The following is a 23,156-nucleotide window of genomic DNA, read 5'->3' on the forward strand; positions in this document are numbered from 1 at the left end:
ACGATGGGCATCCTGAACGGGCGCGGCCGGCGCGCGGGCGCCGCACGTCGCACGGCGGCGGGCTTCACGCTGCTGGAGATGCTCGTCGTGCTCGTGATCGTCGGGCTGCTGGTCGCGGTCGTCACGCTCGCGCCGTCGCGCAACCGGCGCACCGATCTGGCGGAGGAGGCGCAGCGCCTGGCGAACCTGCTCGAATCGGCCGGCGACGAAGCGCAGGTGCGCGCGATGCCGATCGCATGGCAGCCGGTCGGCGGCGGCTATCGCTTCGTGCAGCGCACCGAAAGCGGCGGCTGGGCGCCGATGACCGACGACCTGTATCGCGCCCGCCGCTGGGGCAGCGAAGTGACGGGCGTATCGGTGCATTACACGGGTGGCGGCGAAGCGCCGTCGCGGATCGTGCTCGGCAGCGAAAGCATCGATGTGCCGGTGACGATCACGCTGTGGTCCGGCGACGTGCGGATGGCCGTCGTCGGCACGGGCATCGGCAACTTCGTCGTGCGCCGGCCCTGAGCGGCACGCGTCATGGTCCACGTGCGCGCCGGCGATGCACGAAAGCGGTGCGGCGCGATCGTGTCGCGCGGCGATACGCTTCACCGGACTGTCACAGTGCCCGCTCACAATCTGTCGTTCGCTTGCGACGGAGCCGCTCACGGGGATGCACGCTTCGGCACGCGGCGTGCAACTCCACTTCCGTCCAGGGATTCATGACTCGTTCACGGGCGCCGACCGGTGTCCTGGCGCTCGTCGCGTGGCTCGTGTTGGTCGTGCTGTCGATGCGCGGCGTGCACGCGCAGGAGACCGGTTCCATCGGCCGCCAGCCGGGCAGCGCGGTGCATTTCGATCTGCCCGCGCAGCCGCTCGCGAAGACCTTGCAGGATTTCGCGCGGCTCACCGAGATGATCGTGCTCGCGCCGGCGCCGCTGCTCGACGGGCGCACGAGTGTGCCGGTCCAGGGCGATTTCGCGCCGCGCGATGCGCTCGAGCGGATGCTGGCCGGAACGGGGTTGCGTGCGGAATTCTCGCGTCCGGACGAGGCGATCATCGTCGCGCAGCCGGCCGCCGAGGCGCCGCCCGCCCCGGCCGACACGCCGGCGGATGCGGCGCTGCCGATCGACGGGATCGGCGATTCCGGCGATCGGCGCGCGTTCGCGGGCCTGCTGCAGGCGCATCTGATCGATGCGCTGTGCGCGCAGCCGGCGGCGGTGCCGGGCAGCTATCGACTCGTCGCGCAGATGCGCATCGACAACAGGGGGGCGGTGGTGGCGGTCAACATGGTGGCATCGAGCGGTTCGGCCGCCCGCGACGCGGCGGTGATGCGCGCGCTGCGCGCGCTGAAGCTGGACGGCGCGCCGCCTGCGGACCTGCCGCAGCCGGTCACGATCCTGCTGCGCCCGGCCGGCAACGGCGTGCATTTCCGTTGTCCGGCGCCGCAGCCGGCCGTTCGGGGCTAGGCCATCATGTCCGACAGCAACCGCTCCGGGCTCCGGAATCTGCTGGCGACGCGCTACGCGTACCTGGTCAGGCGGCTCGAGCGCGTGACGGGGTCGAAGGACGGCGCAGCCGACGCGCTGCACGAAACCTGGCTGCGCCTCGAGAACGCGAACGTCTCCACGCAGGTGACGAACGCGGACGCCTATATACTCGGGATGGCGAACAATGTCGCGATCGACCAGCATCGGCGCGAACGGCGGCATCTGCACGACGACGACGTCGAGACGCTGCTGGAGGTGCCCGACGAACTGGCCGATCCCGAACGGATCGTCGCGGCGCGCCGCAAGGTCGAGACGCTGAAGGACGTGCTGCGCGGCCTGCCGCCGCGGCGTCGCGCGATTTTGCTGGCCGCCCGCGTGGACGGCCTGCTGAATCGCGAGATCGCCGAGCATTTCGGCATTTCGCTGCGGCTCGTCGAAAGCGAGCTGAGCGCGGCGATGAAGTACTGCCTGCAGCGGATGCAGGAAGACGGCGATTCGTACACGGGCACGCGAGGCGGCCCGCGCAAATTTTGAGCATCCGGACGATGACGAAAGCCCAGGCCCAACCTGCCCACGACGAACTCGACGAAGCGAGTGCGTGGCTGCTGCGTCTGCGCTCGGGAGACGCGAGCCAGGACGACGCCGATGCGTTCGAACGCTGGTGCAAGGATCGTCCGCAAGCCGCCGATCTGCTGCGCGGCACCTGGAGCTCGCTGCGCACGGCCGCGACCGAACTCGCGCACGAGGAGCGCACGGCCGCGGCCTGGGCACAGGTCGCCAGGCGCGAACGCACGATGCGCACTGGGCGGCGCGCGTTCATCGGCTTCGCGGTCGCCGCGGGCGCGTCGTGGCTCGCCGTGCGGCCGCCGCTGCAGCTATGGCCGTCGCTCGGCGACATCGCGGCCGATTACCACACGGGTACCGGCGAGCAGCGCAGCGTCGCGCTGTCGTCGCGCGTCACGGTCGAACTGAATACGCAAACGCGCCTCGACGTGCTGCCGGCGAGCGATGCCGCGCATGGCGTCGAAGTCGTCGCGGGCGAGGCGGAGATCGACGCTATCGCGCCGCCGGCCGGCCGCGCGACGCCGATCCAGCCGGTCACGGTGGTGGCGGGCGGCGGCCGCATGAGGGCGCTGGTCGCGCGTTTCAACGTGCGGCGTACGGGCTCGCAGGTCTGCGTGACGTGCCTGTCCGGCACGGTCACGCTCGAACATCCGCGCGGCGCACGTACGCTGAGCGCCGACGATCAGGTCGTCTACGACGACCGCGGCGTACAGCCGGTGTCGCGGACCGATCCGGGCGCCGTCAGCGCGTGGCGACGCGGCATGCTGGTGTTCAACGGCGTGCCGCTGTCGGACGTCGTCGACGAGATCAACCGCTACCGGCGCGGCAAGGTCATCCTGCGCAGCGCGTCGCTCGGCGCGAACCGAATGCAGGCGCAGTTTCCGATCACGCGGCTCGACGACGTGATCGACATGGTCGGCCGCCTGTACGGCGCGCACATCACGCGCCTGCCCGGCAACATCGTGCTGCTGAGCTGAGCTGCTTTCCCCGCGTTCCGCTTTCCTTCCTTTCTCCCGTTTCCATCCGGCCGTTGCTCCGCCTGCCGCGGTGCTGCCCGCGCTGCGGGTTACGGCGCGTCGATACGACCTTATCCATGAGGGCCGGCAAACGCCGGGCCGTCACGCGTGACGGCCCGGTGGGGCGTCGTCGGACCCGAGGCGTGGGTGGCAAGCGCCCCGGCCGCGCAGCGATGCGCGGCGGGGGGATGTGTGTCGAGGGAGCTTCGGGCGGTGGCGTGATCATGAACGAATCGCAACGGGATACGGATTCCGGCGACGCGGACACGCGCGCCGATGCGATCCGCGAGGGCGCGGTGCGCTGGCTGCTGTGGCTGCGCGCCGGCGACACGACTGAACGGGAACGCGACGCTTTCGGGCGGTGGCGCGCGCAGAGCGACGAGCATGTACGCACGGTGCGCGAGCTGATCTGGATGTGGGCCGTGCTGGAGACGGTCGGCCGCCCGGAGCCGGGCGAGCCGGGTGGGTCCACGCGCACGCATTGACGCGCCGCATCGGCGTTGCAAGAAAGTTTGCGGGTTAGGCGGGGCCGCTGCGACCTTGTATATGAGAGAGCGAGGGGCCGTGAAGAGGGGCGATGGCGTGGAGACCGGGGAACGGGGGCCGGAATGGCCCCCGGATCACCCGTCATGCACGGTGGTCGGCGCGCGCGCCGGTCCACGCGGCATCGAGCGGATCGTCGGCATCGCGCAGCGGCTCGCGCAGAAACGGAAAGCGTTCGACGAACGGTGCGGATTCTTGCAGGGCCACGATATGGTTGACCATCCATTGCAGCAGTTCGCCGCCGTGCCGGACCTGTTCCGGACGCCAGTCCGGCATCGTCGAGAAGAGGGCGGAGAAGCCGCTCCAGCGCGACGGGCGGTCGTTGTCGCCGGGGCGGAAATAGGTATTCATCGCGACGTCGCGCGCCTGCGTCAGCGTGCCGACGAACAGCCCGTGCGGCGTGGGCACGCCGATCTGCTGCCAGCCTTCCGCGATCGCCAGCGAGCGCATCACGCGCGCCGCGACGAACGCGATGCGCGTCTCGTGCTCGATTTCCGCAAGCGACATCACGCCGTTGCGCTGCATGCAGCGCGCGACCGCGTGCGGCCGGATCGCGTTCGACGCGAAACTGCGCAGCACGAGGTCGGGCACCGTCAGTTGAAGCTGGAATTCACGCAAGCCGTGCTCGGCGCTCATCGTCGAGAAATGGACGAACAGCCCCTCTGCGTGACCGAGCGCGCCGACGTACGGTTCGAGCCCGAGGCGCACGAGTTTCGGCGCGATCTGACGCTCGAGCAGCCGCAGCAGGTTGCGGCGATTGCGCACGCCCTTGAAATCGTCGAGGCCGCGCGTGACGATGTCGCTGATCTCCCAGCGGCGCTCGTCGGCGATGAGCCGCGGGGAGCCGCTCAGGTCGAACCGGGCGCGGCCGTGCGCCACGCGGGGATCTACGTACATGCCGGTGCCTCGTGCATTGATTGCGAATGGCTCGCCGCGACGGCGCGGCGTCGCGCGGAGCGGGTCGCTCACGATGCTGCGGGGTCGCTCGCGCTGCGTCAAGTGCGAACGCGTTGCGACGCGCGCGAGCGTATGCCGTTGCGGCGGCCCGCACGATCGACAGGACAGTGTGAGGTAACCCGATGATGCGCGCTGTCGTGGAACGCTTCGTCGAGCAGAGCCCGATGACGATCATGGCGCGGCTCGTCCTGCAATGCGCGCTGCACGACGACTGGGTCGACGCCGCGGCGGGTGCCGGCGACGAGCCCGACGGCGAGTCGATCCGCGAGGCGCTGTTTGCCGTTGCCGTCGACGCGATCGCGGCGATTGCCGCGTGGCGGCGGATGTCGGATGCCGCCGGCGCCGTCGCGCCGGGGTTCGGCGCGGCCGTGACGGCGCTGCACGATTGCATGAGCCGGTGGCGGTCCGGCTGGGGGCGCGCGCTGGCCAGGGACAGCGTCGACCTGCTGCTGCCGGTCGCGTCGGTGCGCGGTGTCGACGGGGCGTGCGCCGTCGACGGGGCGTGCGCCGTCGACGGGATGCGGCTGCGCGTGCTGGACGGCGCCGGCGAGGCCTGTGCGCCGCGAGCCGACGGTTGCGACTGCGGGCGCGCGTGCGACGACCCGGCGCGCGATGCGGCGGCAGGCGGTGCGCGCGTCCTGCCGGTGTACGACCCGGAGCTCGGGATGATCGTCGACCTGCTGCCTTGCGAGCGCGGCCGGTCGCACGAGCGTGCATTCGTCGGCGCGCTGCTCGAAGCGGTCCGGCCCGGCGAGCTGTGGATCGTCGACGGGCGCTTCGATACGGATGCGATCCTGTCCGGCTGGCCGCGCCGCGGCGGCGCGTTCGTGCTGCGCGAATACGGCCGCTCGGCCGCCTGCCGGCCGCTCGGCGACTGGCAGGACGCCGGCGTGTTCGGCACCGGGCGCGTTCGCGAACGATCCGTTGGGATGGCCGGCGAAGGCGGCGCGTCGGACACGTTTCGCCAGATCGAATGGGAACGCGCGGAGGCGCCCGGCGAAAGCGTCACGCTGCTGACCGACCTGTCGGCCGAGCGGTTCGACGCGCCGCAGATCGTGGCGCTGTCGCGCCGACGCTGGCGCGACGCGTTGCCGCTCGCGCTCGAGCCCGTGACGGGCGGCACGCCGTTCGGCGCCGTGCCCGCGCGTGCGGCGTTGCTGGCGAGCGGGATCGCCGCGTTCGCCTACAACGCGTTCAGCGCGATGACGCGCGTCGTCGGCGGCGCGCTCGATCTCGATGCGCGCGACGCCGCGCGCCTGCCGTCGCTGATCGCCGACGGCGTCACGGCCACCTATGCGGGCATGATGATCGCGCTGCCGCCGGACTGGTGGCAGCGTTACGACCGGTTGCCCGCGACGGCGCTCGGCCAGATCGTGCGGATGCTCGCCGTGCACGTCGACCCGCGCAGCGAACGGCGGCGCCGCCGCGACAGCAGGTTGTCGTCGAAGTCGCAGGCATTGCTGCGCGCCGCGACGCTCGAGTGCCTGCTGCACGACAACGGCGACGATCCGGCCGCGAACGTGTTCAGCCTGCGCACGATCGCGATGGCGACGCGCGACTTCAGCAGCAATCCGTCGAAGGCGCTGCGGCACGCCGGCGAGGCGCTGGTGATGGTCACCAAGTACAACCGGCCGATCGCGCTGCTCGTGTCGATCGACGACTGGAACCGGCTGCTCGGCGAAGTGCGCGAGACGAGCTTCACGCGCTTGTCGTTCGATGCGGCGGCGTCGCCGGGCCAGCGACCGGTGACGTTGAGCGAGTCGTCGCTGAATTAGTCGGCGCCGCCGGCACGTTGCCGGCTCGGCCCGGCTCGCCGTTCGCCGCGTCCGTCTCTGCCGCATCCGGCTTCAACTCGTCAGCCGCCGCACCCAGATCACCGACGTCCACGCGAAATTGCCGCTGCCGTAGCGTGCGATCAGCGTGTCCACGCGCGCGTTGATCCGCGCCGAATGCACGCGGCAATGCACGATGAAGTAGCCGCTGTTCACGCCGACGGCCGAGCCGTCCGGCAAAGTCGGGTTGCCGCCCTGCGCGGGCAGCAGGTATTCGGCGATGTCGCCGGTGCTCACGAAGTAGGCGCTCGCGCGCCGGTCGACGAGCCGCTTCGCCTGGCTCGCCGACAGCGTCGGGATCGCGGCGACGAGCACGGGCTCGGTCGCGGTGTTCGCGTTGACGACGGTCAGGTCGGGCAGGATCGTGACGTACGGCGCGAGCGCTTCGATCGCATGCGCGTCGTAGCCGGGAATGCGTGCGAGATCGTCGACGGACACGAGCTGCAGCGGCCAGCCGCCCGGGCCGTTCGCGTCGCGCAGCGAGCGCAGCATGTAGTCGGCCGTCGGTTGCGCGAGCGCCGGATCGAGCGACAACTGGCCGAGCAGGCGCCGGTACGCCAGCACGCCTTCGCCGTTGGACTGCCACGGCTTGCCGGGCGCGGCGCGCGACACGAGGTTCATCAGGTTGAAGCGCGCCTGCGCGTCCTCGACGCTGCCCGAGATCCACGCGCGCGACAGCTCCGCATTGACCGCCAGCGCGTCGGATGGCAGCAGGTCCGAGAGCTGCACGTCGGCGACGGGCGCCGACCATGGCTGGCCGACGAACGTGACGTTCGACGTCGCGCTTTGCGCGCGCAGCGTCGCGCGTGCCCATTCGACCGCGGCGCGCTCGATCCACATCGTCTGTGTCGCGAGCCGCTGGTTCTCGACGTCGCGCGTCGCGACCTGCTGGCGCCACAGCACGCTGGCCGCGAGCGTGGCCGCCAGCGCGACGACGAGCAGCACCGTCACGATCGCGATGCCGCGTTCGCGCCGCGCGTGCGCCGTCCTTCCTGTCCCGTATCGATGCATCCGCGTGCCCTCGCAGTGTCGGCGCGGTGCGCTCACACCTCGAACGCCAGCCACGCATGCGCGATGCTCGCATGCGCGGATGACGTGACGCCGAACAGCGCGGCGAGCCCCGCGACCCAGCATGCGAGCGTCGCGGGACGCATGCCGTCGTCGGCAAGCGGGCCGACCAGGTCGGCGATCGCGTGCGAGCGCCACAGCAGCAGCACGAACAGCGTGCAGCCGACGGTCATCGCGATCGCGAACGTGTGGGCTGCAACCGCGGGGCGGCGGGTGAACGGCGTGCGGTGATGCCGCTGGTTCGTCGCGACGATCGCGACCCCGTTCGCGACCGGCACGATCGCCATCGCGAGCGCCCAGAACAGCGGCTGATCGCTCGACGGATTGATCAGCAGCAGCGTGCCGATCGTCCAGATCGGCGGCGCGAGCAGCGTGAGCACGGACCACGACAGCAGCTGCCACGCGAGCCACGGCGAGCGCCAGCGCAGCGGCGGATTCGACGCGGCACGAGCGGCGCGCGGACGCAGCTGGCCCGGCATTCCGGCGGCGCCGGCCAACCGCCCGGCGAGCCACCGTACGAGCATCGTGGCGAATGACATGGAGTGTCCTGTCGTTGACATGTTCCGTTCTCAATAGCTAGGACGAAGCGGGCGGCTGCAAGCCGCAGGATTTCGTACGTGCTCGCGGCGTGCGGTGCGGCGTAAACGGTCCCGACGATCGCACCCCGTGGTTTGCGCGTGTTTCGTGAATATCTTCAGTCGAATGTCACAAAAACTTCCCGGTTGAAACCGGAGGATTGTCGGGCCGCACGCAGGCCGTCGCGTTCTCGCGCGCGGGCCGGCCGGACGGCGACTCGTTTGCCGGCGAGCCGCCTACGCGCCGCGCGCCGGCCGGGCAACGACATGTATACGAAATGGGGGCCACGCAAGGTCATGCGCCGCATCTCGCGCGTCTCGCGCGGGCGAGCGGCTGCACGCATGCAGGCCGCTTGCGTCGACCGCTGCCCGTGCCGGCGGATCGGTCGACGTCACGCAAAAAACATTGCGGCAATGCGCGCTTCATTCCGTCTAGGTAGGTGGGAGCTGCGACTTGGTGCGCCGTACGCGGCCCCGTTCGCGACCGATGCGCGTGCACCGGGCCGACGGGCCGGCAGGCAAGCGAGCATTTTTTCTCATCAGGCGGCGTGAAGCCGACAGGTGCATGACAGTGGAACAGTTCGAGGAAACCCGGCCGGCGGGCGAAACCGATGCGCCGACGGACGACGTATCGGCGCGGCAGGCGGAAGCGTTGTCGCCGGTCATCAACCTGCGCGACACCGGGCGCTTCCTGCAGGTGCTCGAGGCGCTCGGGTGCTCGTTCGCCGTGAGCCGCCGCCCGTCCGGCGTGGCCGTGATCGGCGTCGACGACGGCGTGCCCACGCTGTCCGCATGCTTGTTGCCGCGCTCGATGGGGATGGCCGTGTCGGGCAAGCGGCTCGCGATCGCGACGATGCACGAGCTGATGGTGTTCGCGAACGTATCGACGCTCGCGCCGCACTATCCGGCCAGACCGGATCACTACGACGCGATGTTCGTGCCGCGCATGTCCTATTACACGGGCGATCTCGACCTGCACGACATGGCGTTCGACAAGCACGTGCTGCTCGCGGTCAACACACGCTATTCCTGCATCAGCGTGATCGACGGCTATTTCAACTTCACGCCGATCTGGCAGCCGCCGTTCGTGACGGAGACGACGCCAGACGATCGCTGCCACCTGAACGGCATGGCGTTCGCCGACGGCAAGGTGCGGTTCGCGACGGCGCTCGGCATGAGCAACGAGCCGTTCGGCTGGCGCAGCGGGATGGCCGCCGGCGGCATCGTGATGGAGGTGCCGTCCGGCCGGATCGTCGCATCGGGGCTGTCGATGCCGCATTCGCCGCGCGTGATCGGCGCCCGCCTGCACGTGCTCGAAGGCGGTCGCGGCCACGTGCTGCAGATCGATCCGCAGTCCGGCGCGCGGCGCGTGCTCGCGAAGCTGCCGGGTTTCACGCACGGTCTCGCCGAGTATGGGGGCGTGCTGTTCGTCGGGCTGTCGAAGTTGCGCGACAAACGCGGCCCGCAGGGGTTGCCGATCGAAAGCGAATCGGATGCGCTGGTCGCGGGGGTCGCCGCGCTCGACGCGAACACCGGCGACGTGCTCGGCATCCTGCAGTTCTTCAACGGCGTCGACGAGATTTTCGACGTGCAGGTGATTCCGAACGTGCGGCGTGCCGAAATCCTGAGCCCGCATCAATGGGCCGAGACGCCGTCGATCGTGACGATGCAAGGCGGCTTCTGGCAGACGCGTCCGCGCGAGGACGACGAACCGGCGAAGGCGGCGGAGCGTGCACGATGAAGATCGATCGTTGCGGGTTTCCCGACGTCGTTTCGTCCTTATCGGTAGACGTGCCCCGCGACGAGCGGCGCGTGTCGCCGCAGCGGGCCGGCGGGGTGTTGTGGCTCACCGGGTTGTCCGGCGCGGGCAAGACGACGCTGGCCGACGCGGTAGCGGCGCGACTGCGCGACCGACGCATGCATGCGGTGGTGCTCGACGGTGATCGGCTGCGCACGGGGCTGAATCGGGATCTCGGTTTTACGGTGCAGGATCGTTTCGAAAACGTACGGCGCATCGCCGAAGTCGCGGCACTGACGAGCGAATCCGGCGCGCTGGCGATCGTCGCGGTCATTTCGCCGCTCGCGGCGATGCGCGATGCGGCGAGAGCGATCGTGGGGCCGGCGTTCCGCGAAGTGTACGTGAGCACGCCGCTGGTGTGCTGCGAGGCGCGGGATCCGAAGGGGTTGTATGCGAAGGCGCGGCGCGGCGCGCTGCCGGAATTCACGGGTGTGTCGGCGCCGTACGAACCGCCGGTGAAAGCCGATCTCACGCTCGATACCGGCCGCGCATCGCTCGCGACGTGCGTCGATACGCTGTTGCAGTTCGCCGTGACGCAGTTCGGCTTTCATGCGGATGCGCAGGCGGTGCCGACACATCACGGCTGAGTTCGGTTCGACGGCATAAAGAGCATTGCGCGGTTCATGATAAGGATGGCGAATCAATCGTCATCAAAGTGAAACAGGCAACTGATAGCGGGGCGAGCGACGGGGTCGCGACAGCTTCGCTGCGGTCCGGAACAACAAAGGGGAATGGCGCATGCCGCCGAGAGTAGACCGCAAGTCACGCGAACGATGGCGGCTGAATGGCCGATGCCTGGCCGGTGCCGTGCTGGCCGGAGGCTTGAGCGTCGCGCCGGGCGTTCATGCGCAGGACGCTGCCGCGCCGGCCGCGAAGGCGGCGCCCGCCGCGCCGCAGTCGTTCGACGTGAATGCCTTCGTGGTGCGCGGCAACACGACGTTGCCGACCCTCGAAATCGAGAAGGCCGTGTATCCGTTCGAAGGGCCGGGCCGCACGCTCGCCGACGTGAACGCGGCCCGCGATGCGTTGCAGAAGGCGTACCAGGATCGCGGCTACCAGTCGGTCGTCGTCGAGTTGCCGCAGCAGCAGGTGAAGAACGGCGTGATCCTGCTGCAGGTGACCGAGGCGAAGGTCGGGCGTCTGCGCGTGGACGGCGCGCAATACAACTCGCCGCAGAACATCCGCGACGCGGTGCCCGCGCTGGCCGAAGGCAAGGTACCCGATTTCAACCAGGCCCAGCAGCAGCTCACCGACCTGAACCGCTCGGCGGACCGCCAGGTGATTCCGGTGCTGAAGCCGGGCACGCTGCCGCAGACGGTCGACGTCGACCTGAAGGTCGACGATCACAGCCCGCTGCACGGCTCGCTCGAACTGAACAACGACAACAGCCCCGGCACGTCGACGCTGCGCACGACCGCGAGCCTCAGCTATTCGAATCTGTGGCAGCTCGGCCACGTGATTTCCGGCACCTACGTGATCGCGCCGCAGCATCCGAACGATGCGCGCGTCTACGCGTTCTCGTATCTCGCGCCGATCAAGGATTCGCGCTGGAGCTTTCTGGCGACGGTCGTGCATTCGGACAGCAACGTCGCGTCGGTCGGCAACACCAACGTGCTCGGCAAGGGCACCACGTACGGCTTCACCGCGATCTATTCGCTGCCGGCGACGGAGACCTACGCGCATACGGTCAGCATCGAGATCGACCGCAAGCACTACGACGAAGACGTGTCGCTGCCGGGCCAGGGCGGCTCGACGGCGCCACTCACTTACGTGCCGGTGACGCTGTCGTACAACGGCCAGCTGAGCCTGAAGAGTTCTCAGACGTCGTTCTCCGCATCGCTGACGACGAACATCCGCGGCCTCGGCAGCGACTGGGGCGCATGGGACAACAAGCGCTACAACGCGACGCCCGATTTCGTGTACGGCAAGTTCGACGTGAATCACACGCAGCGCTTCGCGAACGACATGCAGGCCAATGCGCACGTGAGCGCCCAGATCTCGAACTCGCCGCTCGTGTCGAGCGAGCAGTTTGCCGCCGGCGGGATGAACAGCGTGCGCGGCTACATGCAGGCGGAAGACACGGCCGACAGCGGCGTGATCGCGTCGCTGGAGTTGCGCAGCCCGTCGCTGTCGAAGTGGCTGGGCGGCGCGGTCGGCAGCCGGGTGAACGAATGGCGCTTCCATGCGTTCTTCGACGCGGCGCACCTGTGGCTGCTGAGCCCGCTGCCGGAGCAGACGTCGCGCTTCAACCTGATGAGCGTCGGCGTCGGCACGCGGCTGCAGCTCATGAAATACGCGAGCGCGGATTTCGAGGCCGGCTGGCCGTTGAAGGCCGGCGTCTACACGCGGCAGTACAGCCCGCGGTTCGATTTCTACGTAAGGCTGGGTTTCTGACGGATTTTTTGATCGTGGCGGGGCGATGCGACGAGCGCGGCGCCCGCCCATTCGGGGAGTGGATCGTGAAGCGAGTCTTGTTTTTCCTGTTGGCGGTGATGCTCGGCGTGCTGCCCGGCATCGCGAACGCATGGTGGCAGAACGACTGGTCGTACCGAAAGGCGATCACGATCGACGCGAGCCCGAAGGGCGCGAACCTCGCGGAATCGGCCGGCCGCGTGCCGCTGCTGATTCGCCTGCATTCGGGCAACTTCCAGTTCGACGGGCTGGCCGACAACGGCGCCGACATCCGCTTCGTCGCGGCCGACGACAAGACGCCGCTGAATTTCCATGTCGAGCAATACGATCCGGTGCTCGGCGTCGCGCTGATCTGGGTCGATGTGCCGAAGATGCCGGCGGGCGCCGCGGAGTCGATCTGGATGTACTACGGCAACAAGAAGGCGCCGGACGGCGGCAAGCCGGCCGAGACGTTCGATGCCGATTACACGCTCGTCTATCACTTCAACGGTGCGGCCGGCGCCCCGCCGAAGGACGCGACCGCGTACGGCAACCACGCGCAGAACGCGTCGTTCCGCACGATCGAGGACGGCATCGTCGGCAAGGGCGCGCGGTTCGACGGCACGGGGTCGCTGACGTTGCCGGCGAGCCCGTCGCTGAACGTGCTGGCCGGCGGCAGCTTCACGTTCAGCGCGTGGGTCAAGCCGTCGGCGCTCGCGCCGAACACGTTGCTGTACGGCCGCCGCGACGGCGCGAATGCGTTGCTGATCGGCCTCGACAACGGCGTGCCGTTCGCGGAAGTGGACGGTGCGGCCGGCACTCCCGCGCCGGTGCGCACGCCTGCCGCGCCGCCCGTCGCCGCGAACCAGTGGACCCATCTCGCGGTCACGGCCGATGGCAAGAACCTGACCGTCTACGTGAACGGCAAGCAGGCCGCGCAGGTCGCGGCGACGCTGCCCGCGCTGACCGGCGCGGCGGTCGTGGGCGCGGACGTCGCCGGCGCACCGGCCGGGTTCGCCGCGTATGCGGGCGCGCTCGACGAACTGCGCCTTTCGAAGATCGCGCGTTCGCCCGCCGCGCTCGCGGTCGACGCGCTCGCGCAGGGCTCGGAATCGAAGCTGGTCGCGTACGGCGCCGACGAGAAGCAGTCGGGCTTCGGCTTCGGCTACTTCGGCGTGATCGTGCAGTCGGTGACCGTTGATGCGTGGGTCGTGATCACGATCCTGCTCGGGATGGCGCTCGTGTCGTGGATCGTGATGTGGACGAAGGCACGCTACGTCGGCACCGTCGACAAGGCGAACCAGTATTTCGTGCAGCGTTTCCGCGAAGTGGCCGGCCGCCATCTGGTCGGCCTCGCACACGTCGACGAAGGCAGCGCGGAAGGGCGGCGCCTGTACCAGTCGTCGCTGTACCGGCTGTACAAGGCCGGCGTGCATGAAATTCACAGCCGCGTGGACGGCAACGGCCGCACGGTGATCACGTCCGAATCGATCGAGGCGATCCGCGCGTCGATGGATGCGACGCTCGTGCGCGAGAACCAGCGACTGTCGAAATCGATGGTGCTGCTGACGATCGCGATCTCGGGCGGCCCGTTCCTCGGCCTGCTCGGCACGGTGGTCGGCGTGATGATCACGTTCGCGGCGATCGCGGCGGCCGGCGACGTGAACGTGAACGCGATCGCACCGGGTATCGCGGCCGCGCTGCTCGCCACCGTCACGGGCCTGTTCGTCGCGATTCCCGCGCTGTTCGGCTACAACTACCTGCTGATCCGCAACAAGAACGTGACCGCGAACATGCAGGTGTTCGTCGACGAATTCGTCACGCGCCTGGCCGAAGCGCACCGCGCGCCCGACCACGCGGTGCTGGCCGACTGAACGCACGCAGGAGACCACCATGCAGGTTCAGGACGACGACAAGCCGTACGACGACATCAACATCACGCCGATGCTCGACCTCGCGTACGTGCTGCTGATCATCTTCATCATCATGACGACCGCGTCGGTGCAGGGCATCAAGGTCGACCTGCCGAAGGCGAGCTCGTCCGCGAGCCTCGCGAAGCCGAAGACGAAGGCAATCACGGTCGCCGATTCGGGGCAGGTGTTCCTCGACGCGTATCCCGTGACGATGGACGAACTCGAAAGCCGGTTGCGCACCGAGAAGGCGACCAATCCGGAATTCCCGATCGTGCTGAAGGGCGACGCGGCCGTGCAGTACCAGAAGGTCATGGACGTGCTCGACCTGCTGCGCCGGCTCGACCTGTCGCAGGTCGGGCTCGTGACCGGCAAGGCGAAGCAGGGCGGCTAGCGATGGAAATGACCTACAACGGCGGCCCGCCGCAGAAAGGCCCCGGCCGCTTCGTGAAGCCGGTTGCGATCGCGCTCGTGCTCGCCGGGCTCGCCGCGCTGATCTGGCATTTCGCGGGGGACACCGCGGGCGTGAAGCGCGCGAGCGCGCCGCAGGTGACGACGGTGATCCCGTTGCCGCCGCCCCCGCCGCCGCCGAAACAGAAGCCGCCGCCCGAGAAGGTGAAGGAAGAGGTCAAGACGCCGGTCGACAAGCCGACCGTCGCGCCGAAGCCGTCCGAGGCGCCGAAGCCGTCGGACAACCAGCCGAAGCAGATGACGATGAATGCGCCCGCACAGGCCGGCACCGACAGCTTCAACATCGGCGCGGGCGACGGCTCGGGAATGGTCGGCAGCGGCGGGGGCGGCAAGTTCGGCAACGCGAGCTACGCGCAGTACATGGTGTACGTGCTGCAGCGTGCGATCGAACAGGACAAGGGCGTGCAGGAGGCCGGCGGCGCGCGGTTCGCCGGCAGCCTGAACCTGTGGATGGATGCGTCGGGGCGGATCACGAAGGTGACGGTCGCGCAGTCGACCGGCGACGCGAAGATCGACGCGGCCGTCGTTGCGGCGGTCGAGACGCTCGGCAAGGTCGACGAAGCGCCGCCGCCGGCGACGTCGTACCCGGTGCTCGTCAAGCTCCAGGGCCGCAAGCCGGCATGACGATGCGCGAGAGGGACCACGAAAGAATCATGGGGCAGGTCCGTCGCACGGATCCTGCCGGAAAAGAAACGAAAATTGTTCGGAGTGCTTCGATGATTCGGAAGATGAACGGACGGGGCGGGGTGCCCTGCAACGGCGCGCCGCCCGCGCGCCTGTCGCGCGTCGGCGCGGCGGTGCTGACGCTGGGGCTGACGTGCGCGTCCGTCGCACAGGCGCAATCGCTCGAGGCGCAGGCGGCATCGGGGAAGGCCGCGCCGACGGAAAGCGTGGTGATCAACCTGATCAACCTGCTCGTCAAGCGCGGCGTGCTCACGCAGCAGAACGCGAACGAGCTGATCAGCGAGGCGCGCACCGAGGCCGTGCAGGCGCGGGCCGCGCGCGGGTCGGGCGCACCGGTCGTCGCGGGCGGCGTGGTCAATCCGCCGACCCAGCCGGGCGACGTCGCGGTGCCGTACGTGCCGCAACTCGTGCGCGATCAGATCCGCGACCAGGTGAAGCAGGAAGTGATCGCACAGGCGAAGGCCGAGAACTGGGCGCAGCCGAACACGTTCCCCGACTGGGTATCGCGGATCAAGCTCGACGGCGACCTGCGCGTGCGCGACGAGTATCACTTCTACGGCAGCCGCAACGCGAACAACGTCACGAATTTCGCGGCGATCAACCAGGGCAACGGGTTCGACATCAACCCGAACACCAACACGACGCAGTTGCCGACGCAGAACACCACGCAGAACCGCAACAACCTGCTGCGCTACCGTGCGCGGCTCGGCGTGACCGCGACGTTGTCCGACGAAATGACGGCCGGCATCCAGCTCGCGAGCGGCAACGACAACGGGCCGGTGTCGACCACGGCCACCGCCGGCGGCGGCTTCGCGAAAAAGAACATCTGGCTGAACAAGGCGTTCTTCGCGTACAAGCCGGCGCCGTGGCTGAACCTGACGGCCGGCCGCTTCGACAATCCGTTCTTCAAGTCGGACCTCGTGTTCTCCGACGACCTGATGATGGACGGGCTCGCCGCGAACCTGCGCCACGCGTTGCCGTGGAATCCGGACGTCACGCTGTTCGGCACGCTCGGCGTGTTCCCGATCCAGTACACGAGCGAGAACTTCCCGTCGAACAGCACCGACAAGGCCGGCAGCGACACGAAGTGGATGTTCGGCGCGCAGTTCGGCGCCGACTGGAAGATCGACGCGAAGAACCGGCTGCGCGGCGCGGTCGCGTACTACGACTTCCAGAACATGCGCGGCACGCTGTCGTCGCCGTGCGCGCTGTATCTCGGCGCGACCAACTGCAGCACCGACAACGAGGCGCCCGCGTTCATGCAGGGCGGCAACACGCTGATCGCGCTGCGCAACATCGTGCAGAACCCGAACCTCGCGCCGGGGATGACGCCGCAGCCGCAGCTCTTCGGGCTCGCATACAACTATCGGCTGCTCGACCTGAAGGCGCAGTGGGATACCGTCGTGGCCGATCGCTTCAAGCTGCGCCTGGACGGCGAATACGTGCGCAACCTCGCGTACAACGACAACAAGGCGTTCGCGGCGGCGTCGCTGCCGGTCAACAACTACGAAGCGACGTCGGTGAACGCGACGCGCGCCGACTATCGCAGCGGCCCGAACGGCTTCCTCGCGAAGGCGACGGTCGGCGAGCCGGAGCCGCGCGAGAAGGGCCAGTGGAATTTCTCGATCGCGTACAAGTACCTGCAGCCGGACGCCGTGCTCGACGCGTTCAACGATCCCGATTTCCATCTCGGCGGCACCAACGCACGCGGCTACGTGATCGGCGCAGCCTATGCGGTCGCGCGCGACACGTGGGTGTCGGCCCGCTACCTGAGCTCGAAGGAAGTGTACGGGCCGCCGGTATCGATCGACGTGCTGCAGATCGAGCTCAATGCTCGCTTCTGACCGGAGCCGCGCATGAATACGATCACTCGCACGATGCCGGCGGTCGCCGTCGCCGCCGCGCTGTTGTTCGCAACCGTCGGCGCGCACGCGCAGAGCATCGAGGACAAGCTGCGCAGCCAGCTGCGCTCGACCGTGCAGGAGCTGCGCCAGTTGCAGGACAGCCAGGCGCAGTTGCAGAGCGACAAGGCGGCGGCCGAGAAGCAGCGCGACGATGCGCTCGCGCAACTGAAGGCGATGCAGGGGCAGCTTGCGGCGGCGCGCGGCGACTCGGGCGCCGAGGCGGCCGCGAAGCGCGCGCTCGCGCAGGAGCGGGCCGGCCGCGAGCAGGACGCGAAGTCGCTCGCGAAATACAAGGCGTCCTATGAGGACCTGCTCGCCGTGTCGCGCGCCCGCGATGCGCAGCACGCGCAACTGCAGAAGGACGTTGCCGCGCGTGACACGCAACTGAAAACCTGCCAGGCACACAATGCGGAGCTGTATCGCGTCGGGCACGAGATTCTCGACGCGTACGAGCATGTCGGGATCGGCACGTTCCTCTCGTCGAGGCAGCCGTTCGCCCAGTCGGCCCGCGTGAAGTACGACGATCTCGCGCAGCGCTACGGCGATGCGCTGTATGCGGGAAAGTACGATCCGGCCGCGCGTGCGGCCGCCGCGGCGCCGGCATCGGCGGCGAGCGCGCCGTGAGCGTGTCGCCCGATACCGCATTGGAATCCATCGATCCGTCGAACAGGGGGAACCTCGACATGCAGGACAAGCAACCGAACGCCGGCGCCGAACGCGCGGCACACGACGCGCCGATCGAAGCGATCAGCGCGGACCACCTGGCCGACGTGCTGCGCCGTGCGGGCTACCGCGTGACGGCCGCCGAGCAGAACGGCTCGGTGCAACTGATGAGCGCGAGCCAGGGCATCGGCTTCGCGGTGCGCTTCGGCAACCCGGCGGCGCCGCTCGCGCCGCAGGGCGCCGACACACCGCTCGCCGCGCTGCCGTACATCGATTACACGATGTCGTGCGTGCTGCAAGTGCAGGGCGAATTGCCGGCCGAACTCGTCGCGGACTGGAACCGCACCAAGCGCTTCGCGCGTCTCGCGAGCCACGGGCAGTTTCTCGCGCTGGAGATGGACGTCGTCGTCGCGGGCGGCGTGTCCGAGCGCTATCTGCGTTCGACGGTCGAGCTGTGGGATCGGCTGATCCAGGAATTCCTGCTGCACCTGCGCAACCGCCCCGCGATGGCCGAGCAGGAAGCGGCGGCGCGGGCGGCGGCCGGTGAACCGCACGCCACGGCCGCATCCGTCGAAGCGGCCGCGCAATCGTGATCGTCGCGCACCGGCTCGGTGCCGCGCTGCGCGCGTTGCTGCCGGGCCGCACGCGAGCCGGGGCGACGGCCGTGGGTGACACGCCTGCCGCGTGGGGCACGTACGCGCAACACGTCGCGCAATGGCTGCAGACGGCGCTCGATGGCGACGATGCGGCCGCGGGCCGCCTGCGCGCGGACATCGAGCGCTGGGCTGACGCGCGGGCCGATGCCGGCGACGACGGGCCCGTACTGCCGGTGCGAGCGTGGCTCGACCGGCGCGGGCGGGTGACGCGGGTCGACAGTGCGGCGGCCGGGCAGGCGGCGCTCGACGTCGCACTGCACGCAGCGTTTGTCGGCAGGGAGATCGGCACGGCGCCGCCACGCGGGATGGCGCAACCGCTCGTCCTGCGTGTGGCGCTGACGGGCGCACGCTGATACGGCGTCCGTATTTGAAAAGAAGCAATCCAGAGGGCAGTCGAACGATGATGACGAAGATGAAGATGCTGGCGATGGTGGCAGGCGGTCTCGTGCTGGGCGCGCCGCTCGTGGCATGCGCGCAGGACGACGTGATCGCGAATGCCGCACAGGCGTCGGTCACGCAGGCCGACATCGCCGGGCTGTTGAAGACCGTGAGCGCGGAAGGACGCGAGCGTCTCGCGGCCGATCCCGCGGCGCTGGACCAGGTCGTGCGTTCGACGCTCGCGCAGAAGGCCGTGCTGGCCGAGGCGAAGTCGAAAGGCTGGGACCGGCAGCCGCAGGTGCAGGCAGCCGTCGAGCAGGCGCAGCGCGAAATCGTCGTGCGCAGCTATCTCGCGTCGGTGAATGCGCCGCCGGCCGACTACCCGTCGGACGCGGAACTCCAGTCCGCCTACGACAAGAACCGCGCGGCGTTCACGGCGCCGCGCGCGCTGCATGTCGCACAGATCTATGTCGCGGTGCCGCCGAACGCGGATGCCGCGACGCTCGACAAGGCGCGCAAGCAGGCCGCCGATCTCGCGAGCCGCGCGCGCAACGGCGATTTCGCGGCGCTGGCGAAGGCGAACTCGCAGGACAAGGCGAGCGCCGCGAACGGCGGCGATCTCGGTTTCGTGCCCGAGCAGTTGATGGTGCCGGCGGTCCGTCAGGCAGCCGACGCGTTGAAGCCGGGCCAGGTATCCGCGCCGATCCAGACGCCGGCCGGTTTTCACGTCGTGAAGCTGATCGAGATACGCGCGGCCGCGCCGCGTCCGCTGGCCGACGTGAAGGAGCAGCTGCGCGCGATGCTGCGCGCCCAGCGCACGCAGCAAAATACACAGGCGTATCTCGCGAAGCTGGCCGCGAACGCACCGATCAACGAAGACGCGCTGAAGAAAGCGCTCGCGTCGGCTCGGTAGGCGCGCTCATGGCCACGCTCCGTTCGACGCCGCGCGTCGAGGCGCCCGACGCGCGTACGCCGGCGCGTCGTCGCTCCGCCGCCTCCGATCGTCCGCGCATGCCGAAGGCGAACCCGTGGCCGGGCCGGCCCGGCGAGTGGCCGACGCATTGCCCGCTTTGCTTCGGCGCGCTGGAGCCGCTGCCCGGCGCGGGCGGCTATGCGCGGCACCGGAGCGCGCGCTGTTCCGCGCAGTGCGTACTCACCACACGCCAGTATCAACCGGAGGAGCCGACGATTCGCGGCTCGCGCGACGTGCAGGTCGCGGCCCGTCATCGGGACCGCTTCATTGCGCAGTGGCCGCGCCATTACGCGCTGATGCGACGCGCGTGGCCCGCGCTCACGATCGGGCGCTTCATCGCGGTGATCTCGTGCGCGGATGTCGCGGATCTCTGGTCGTACCGGACGTTGCGCGAAGACGATCTCGCCGCCGTGCTGCTCGTACTGGCCGGTTTCCTGCGCGTGCCGGATGTGTCGGGCACCGCTGCGCCGGGTGCCCGTATGCCCGAAGCCCGTACGCCCGGAGCCGGTACGCCCGAAGCCGGTATGCCGGGTACCCATATGCCCGCTGCCGGTACGCCGGCCGTTCGCTGGGTGCGCTTCTGGTTCGACGCGAGCGTGCGCGACGTCGGCGATTTGTGGACGGCCGGCAACGACGCGTCGCCGCTGTTTCGCGTCGACTACCGGGAGCCGCTCGTCACGCCGTATCCGACCGGCGCGCAGGTGCACGCATGGCAACCGGTCGACGGCATGCGCGATGCGTGGGCGCGATATGTCGATGCGGGCGAACCGGCCGTCGACGCAGCCGATCGCGCGGCGTTCGGGCGCTTTCTGGCCCGCGCGCCGGGGTCGGGTGCGGGAGCATGAAGGCATGCGCGCGATGGCGTCGTTACCGAGGGAGGCGCGGATGAAGAGGCGACGAAACGGCATCGCGGCGATCGCCTGCGTGCTGCTGGCGGCCGGCGCGCACGCGCAGGGCGGCCGCGCGGCGGCGGCCGAGCCCGGCTCGGCCGCGAAGCCGGTGTGCGTCGACGCGGAAGTCGACGGCAAGCGCGCGCTGTCGTACGACTGCCTGAGCGAACAACTGAAGCCGAAGGCCGAGCCTCAGGCGGGCGCGTCGCAGACGGATTCGGAGCGGTTGTCCAAGCAACCGTCGAACCGTCTCGGCACGTTCAACCTGTCGACCGAGCGGAACCGCTTCGGGTCGAACTGGGGCAAATCCGTTACGCCGCAACGGCCGAATGCGCCGGTTGCCGTGCCGCCGAAGTGAAGCGCTTGCGCAGCCGCGGCGCGCGAACGGTGCGGCGGACCAACGGTTTGGGAACAGGCACGGGCCGGTGGCGCACCGGCGCGAACCGACGAGGAGCAGCAACGTGAAATCGGGCAAGCACATCGGCAGCGTGGCGGCGCTTGCGGCCGGGCTCGCAGTGACGCTCGCCTGCGCATGCGGCGCGGCCACGGGCGCCGAGCGCGCGGTGCAGGGGGCCGGCGCGCCCACGGTTGCGCTGCCGAACTTCGCGGCGCTCGTGCGGCGCGTCGGGCCGGCGGTCGTCAACATCAGCGTCACGCGCGAAGTCACGCAGATGGGGATCCAGTTGCCGCCCGGCATCGCGCCCGATCATCCGCTCGCGCCGTTTCTCGCGCGGCGCGTGATCGGCAACCGCGAGGAGGTGAGCCTCGGCTCCGGCTTCATCGTGAGCGCGGACGGCGTGATCCTGACCAACCGGCACGTGGTCGGCGACGCGGTCGCCATCGACGTGAAGCTGACCGACAAGCGCCAGTTCAAGGGGCGGGTGATCGGCAGCGATCCCGTATCCGACGTCGCGGTGATCCGCATCGATGCGCACGACCTGCCGGTCGTCGCGACCGGCGATCCGGCGCGCACCGAGGTCGGCGACTGGGTGATGGCCATCGGGTCGCCGTACGGGTTCGCGAATACCGTCACGCAGGGCATCGTCAGCGCGAAATCGCGCTCCCTGCCCGGCGAACAGGCGATTCCGTTCATCCAGACCGACGTGCCGATCAATCCCGGCAATTCGGGCGGCCCGCTGTTCGATCTGAGCGGCCGCGTGATCGCGATCAACTCGATGATCTTCTCGAAGACGGGCGGCTACCAGGGGCTCGCGTTCGCGATTCCGATCGACATCGCACTCGACGTGAAGGATCAGTTGCTGCGCACCGGCAAGGTCACGCGCGGCCGGCTCGGCGTGGCCCTGCAGGAAGTGAGCCAGGCGCTCGCGCGTTCGTTCGGTCTCGCGAGCCCGGACGGCGCGCTGATCACGATGGTCGAGCCGGACGGCCCGGCCGCGCGCGCGGGCCTGAAGGCGGGCGACGTCGTGCTCGCGGTCGACGGCAAGCCGGTCGCGGAATCGGCGGATTTGCTCGGCATGGTTGCGGCCATGCGGGCGGGCCGGCAAGCCGATCTGCTCGTGTGGCGTGCGGGCCGGGCGATGCACGCGATCGCGACGGTCGGCGCGTTCGACAGCGGCACGGCATCTGCCGGCGGCGAACAGGGGCCCGCGCGGTTCGGGCTCGCGCTGCGGGCCGCGACGGAGCAGGAGCGCCGGCGGCTCGGCGTCGGCCAGGCGCTCGTCGTCGAACAGGCGACCGGCCAGGCGGCGCGCGCGGGGTTGCAGCCCGGCGATGCCGTGCTGTCGGTCAATGGCGTGCCGGTCGCGAGCATCGGCGCGCTGATGGCCGGGATCGATGCCGCGCACGGCAACGTCGCGCTGCTGGTGCAGCGTGGCGGCACGCGGCTGTATGTGCCGATCGAGATCGGCCGGGCGGATTCGTCGTCGAAACGGGAGGCGGGATGAAGCGAATGCGCAAGCAGCGCGCATCGGGATGGCTGGGTGCGATCGTCGTCGCGTCGGCGCTGGCCGCGGGCGCGGCCCCGGCCCCGGCCGTCGCGCAGACGGCCGACGTGCCGCAAGCGTGGATCCGCTACGGACAGCTCGCCGGGCAGCAGTTCCAGACGTGGCTCGAAGCGGACGGCGACGCGGCCGACCGGCTCCACCGCTATCTCGAGACGCGCGTGCTGAACGCGCGCGCCGATGCGCCGCCGCCCGCGATCGTCGTGCGTGCGTGGATCGGCGCGAACGGCGTCGTCACGCGCGTCGAGTTCGCGTCGCTCGGCGATCCGGATGCGGACGCGACGCTGCGACAACTGCTGACGGCCGGCCCGCTGAGCGAGCCGCCGCCGCCCGACATGCTGCAGCCGCTGCGCGTGCGCCTGCGGCTCGCACCCAATCCCGACGCGGCGGCCGCCGCACCGGCGTCGGCGGCGCGCATGCCATGACGTTCCGGACCGGGTAGACGCTGGC

General features: G+C 69.7%; 24 protein-coding genes. 21 read left to right on the forward strand and 3 right to left on the reverse strand.

Going from position 1 to position 23,156, the window contains the following annotated elements; genetic code table 11:
• Positions 1-3: 3 nt before the first annotated feature.
• From WS61_RS09340 to WS61_RS09360, 5 genes are all read left to right on the forward strand, one after another.
• Entirely contained in the window at positions 4-510 is a 507-nt protein-coding gene (locus WS61_RS09340) for a GspH/FimT family pseudopilin (protein ID WP_059500210.1), read from the forward strand.
• A gap of 194 nt (positions 511-704) precedes the next feature.
• Positions 705-1,451 (forward strand): secretin and TonB N-terminal domain-containing protein, encoded by a 747-nt coding sequence (locus WS61_RS09345; protein WP_059500211.1) that lies wholly within the window; start codon positions 705-707, stop codon positions 1,449-1,451.
• Positions 1,452-1,457: 6 nt separating this feature from the next.
• Entirely contained in the window at positions 1,458-2,006 is a 549-nt protein-coding gene (locus WS61_RS09350; protein ID WP_059500212.1) for an RNA polymerase sigma factor, read from the forward strand.
• Between the two features lie 11 nt (positions 2,007-2,017).
• Entirely contained in the window at positions 2,018-3,013 is a 996-nt protein-coding gene (locus tag WS61_RS09355; protein ID WP_059500353.1) for a FecR domain-containing protein, read from the forward strand.
• 263 nt (positions 3,014-3,276) lie between these two features.
• Entirely contained in the window at positions 3,277-3,537 is a 261-nt protein-coding gene (locus tag WS61_RS09360) for a DUF4880 domain-containing protein (protein ID WP_257127224.1), read from the forward strand.
• 142 nt (positions 3,538-3,679) lie between these two features.
• Here WS61_RS09360 and WS61_RS09365 read toward each other — a convergent pair whose 3' ends face one another.
• Positions 3,680-4,492 (reverse strand): hypothetical protein, encoded by an 813-nt coding sequence (locus tag WS61_RS09365; protein WP_059500354.1) that lies wholly within the window; start codon positions 4,490-4,492, stop codon positions 3,680-3,682.
• A gap of 182 nt (positions 4,493-4,674) precedes the next feature.
• Between WS61_RS09365 and WS61_RS09370 the strand changes: the two genes are divergently transcribed.
• Complete coding sequence (locus tag WS61_RS09370; protein ID WP_059500214.1) at positions 4,675-6,327, forward strand: transposase; 1,653 nt, start codon at positions 4,675-4,677, stop codon at positions 6,325-6,327.
• A 72-nt stretch (positions 6,328-6,399) separates the two neighbouring features.
• Here the strand turns inward: WS61_RS09370 and gspK are convergent, their stop codons facing one another.
• Complete coding sequence (gene gspK / locus WS61_RS09375) at positions 6,400-7,395, reverse strand: type II secretion system minor pseudopilin GspK (protein WP_059500355.1); 996 nt, start codon at positions 7,393-7,395, stop codon at positions 6,400-6,402.
• A 32-nt stretch (positions 7,396-7,427) separates the two neighbouring features.
• Positions 7,428-7,991, reverse strand: a complete 564-nt coding sequence (locus tag WS61_RS09380; RefSeq protein ID WP_059500215.1) for a hypothetical protein — start codon at positions 7,989-7,991, stop codon at positions 7,428-7,430.
• Positions 7,992-8,592: 601 nt separating this feature from the next.
• On the opposite strand from WS61_RS09380, the gene WS61_RS09385 reads away from it, so the two are divergent.
• From WS61_RS09385 to WS61_RS09455, 15 genes are all read left to right on the forward strand, one after another.
• The gene (locus WS61_RS09385; protein ID WP_059500216.1) at positions 8,593-9,768 is read left to right on the forward strand and encodes a TIGR03032 family protein; all 1,176 of its coding nucleotides are present in this window, start codon (positions 8,593-8,595) and stop codon (positions 9,766-9,768) included.
• A complete protein-coding gene (gene cysC, locus WS61_RS09390; protein ID WP_059500217.1) occupies positions 9,765-10,412 on the forward strand; it encodes an adenylyl-sulfate kinase in 648 nt (215 codons plus the stop codon). Before WS61_RS09385 ends, cysC begins: the two co-directional genes overlap by 4 nt.
• A 151-nt stretch (positions 10,413-10,563) precedes the next feature.
• Entirely contained in the window at positions 10,564-12,219 is a 1,656-nt protein-coding gene (locus tag WS61_RS09395) for a ShlB/FhaC/HecB family hemolysin secretion/activation protein (RefSeq protein WP_257127225.1), read from the forward strand.
• 65 nt (positions 12,220-12,284) lie between these two features.
• Positions 12,285-14,090 (forward strand): DUF2341 domain-containing protein, encoded by a 1,806-nt coding sequence (locus tag WS61_RS09400; protein WP_059500357.1) that lies wholly within the window; start codon positions 12,285-12,287, stop codon positions 14,088-14,090.
• Between the two features lie 19 nt (positions 14,091-14,109).
• The gene (locus WS61_RS09405; RefSeq protein ID WP_027780971.1) at positions 14,110-14,520 is read left to right on the forward strand and encodes a biopolymer transporter ExbD; all 411 of its coding nucleotides are present in this window, start codon (positions 14,110-14,112) and stop codon (positions 14,518-14,520) included.
• A 2-nt stretch (positions 14,521-14,522) separates the two neighbouring features.
• Positions 14,523-15,221: an energy transducer TonB gene (locus tag WS61_RS09410; RefSeq protein ID WP_059500218.1), complete on the forward strand. Its 699-nt coding sequence runs from the start codon at positions 14,523-14,525 to the stop codon at positions 15,219-15,221.
• Positions 15,222-15,313: 92 nt separating this feature from the next.
• Positions 15,314-17,125, forward strand: coding sequence for a putative porin (locus tag WS61_RS09415; protein WP_082741781.1), 1,812 nt, complete (start codon positions 15,314-15,316; stop codon positions 17,123-17,125).
• 12 nt (positions 17,126-17,137) lie between these two features.
• Positions 17,138-17,809 (forward strand): hypothetical protein, encoded by a 672-nt coding sequence (locus tag WS61_RS09420; protein ID WP_059500219.1) that lies wholly within the window; start codon positions 17,138-17,140, stop codon positions 17,807-17,809.
• A 59-nt stretch (positions 17,810-17,868) separates the two neighbouring features.
• Complete coding sequence (locus WS61_RS09425) at positions 17,869-18,441, forward strand: YbjN domain-containing protein (protein ID WP_059500359.1); 573 nt, start codon at positions 17,869-17,871, stop codon at positions 18,439-18,441.
• Positions 18,438-18,857 (forward strand): hypothetical protein, encoded by a 420-nt coding sequence (locus WS61_RS09430; protein ID WP_257127226.1) that lies wholly within the window; start codon positions 18,438-18,440, stop codon positions 18,855-18,857. The genes WS61_RS09425 and WS61_RS09430 overlap by 4 nt, the downstream gene beginning before the upstream one ends.
• 47 nt (positions 18,858-18,904) lie before the next feature.
• Positions 18,905-19,795, forward strand: coding sequence for a peptidylprolyl isomerase (locus tag WS61_RS09435; protein WP_059500221.1), 891 nt, complete (start codon positions 18,905-18,907; stop codon positions 19,793-19,795).
• A gap of 8 nt (positions 19,796-19,803) precedes the next feature.
• A complete protein-coding gene (locus WS61_RS09440) occupies positions 19,804-20,700 on the forward strand; it encodes a hypothetical protein (RefSeq protein ID WP_059500222.1) in 897 nt (298 codons plus the stop codon).
• Between the two features lie 40 nt (positions 20,701-20,740).
• Entirely contained in the window at positions 20,741-21,103 is a 363-nt protein-coding gene (locus tag WS61_RS09445; protein ID WP_059500223.1) for a hypothetical protein, read from the forward strand.
• 103 nt (positions 21,104-21,206) lie between these two features.
• Complete coding sequence (locus tag WS61_RS09450; RefSeq protein ID WP_059500360.1) at positions 21,207-22,649, forward strand: Do family serine endopeptidase; 1,443 nt, start codon at positions 21,207-21,209, stop codon at positions 22,647-22,649.
• On the forward strand, positions 22,646-23,131 hold the full coding sequence (locus tag WS61_RS09455; RefSeq protein ID WP_059500224.1) for a hypothetical protein: 486 nt from the start codon (positions 22,646-22,648) through the stop codon (positions 23,129-23,131). Before WS61_RS09450 ends, WS61_RS09455 begins: the two co-directional genes overlap by 4 nt.
• Positions 23,132-23,156 lie beyond the last annotated feature (25 nt).

This window comes from Burkholderia sp. ABCPW 11 (genome assembly GCF_001523445.1).
Classification (GTDB): Bacteria; Pseudomonadota; Gammaproteobacteria; order Burkholderiales; family Burkholderiaceae; genus Burkholderia.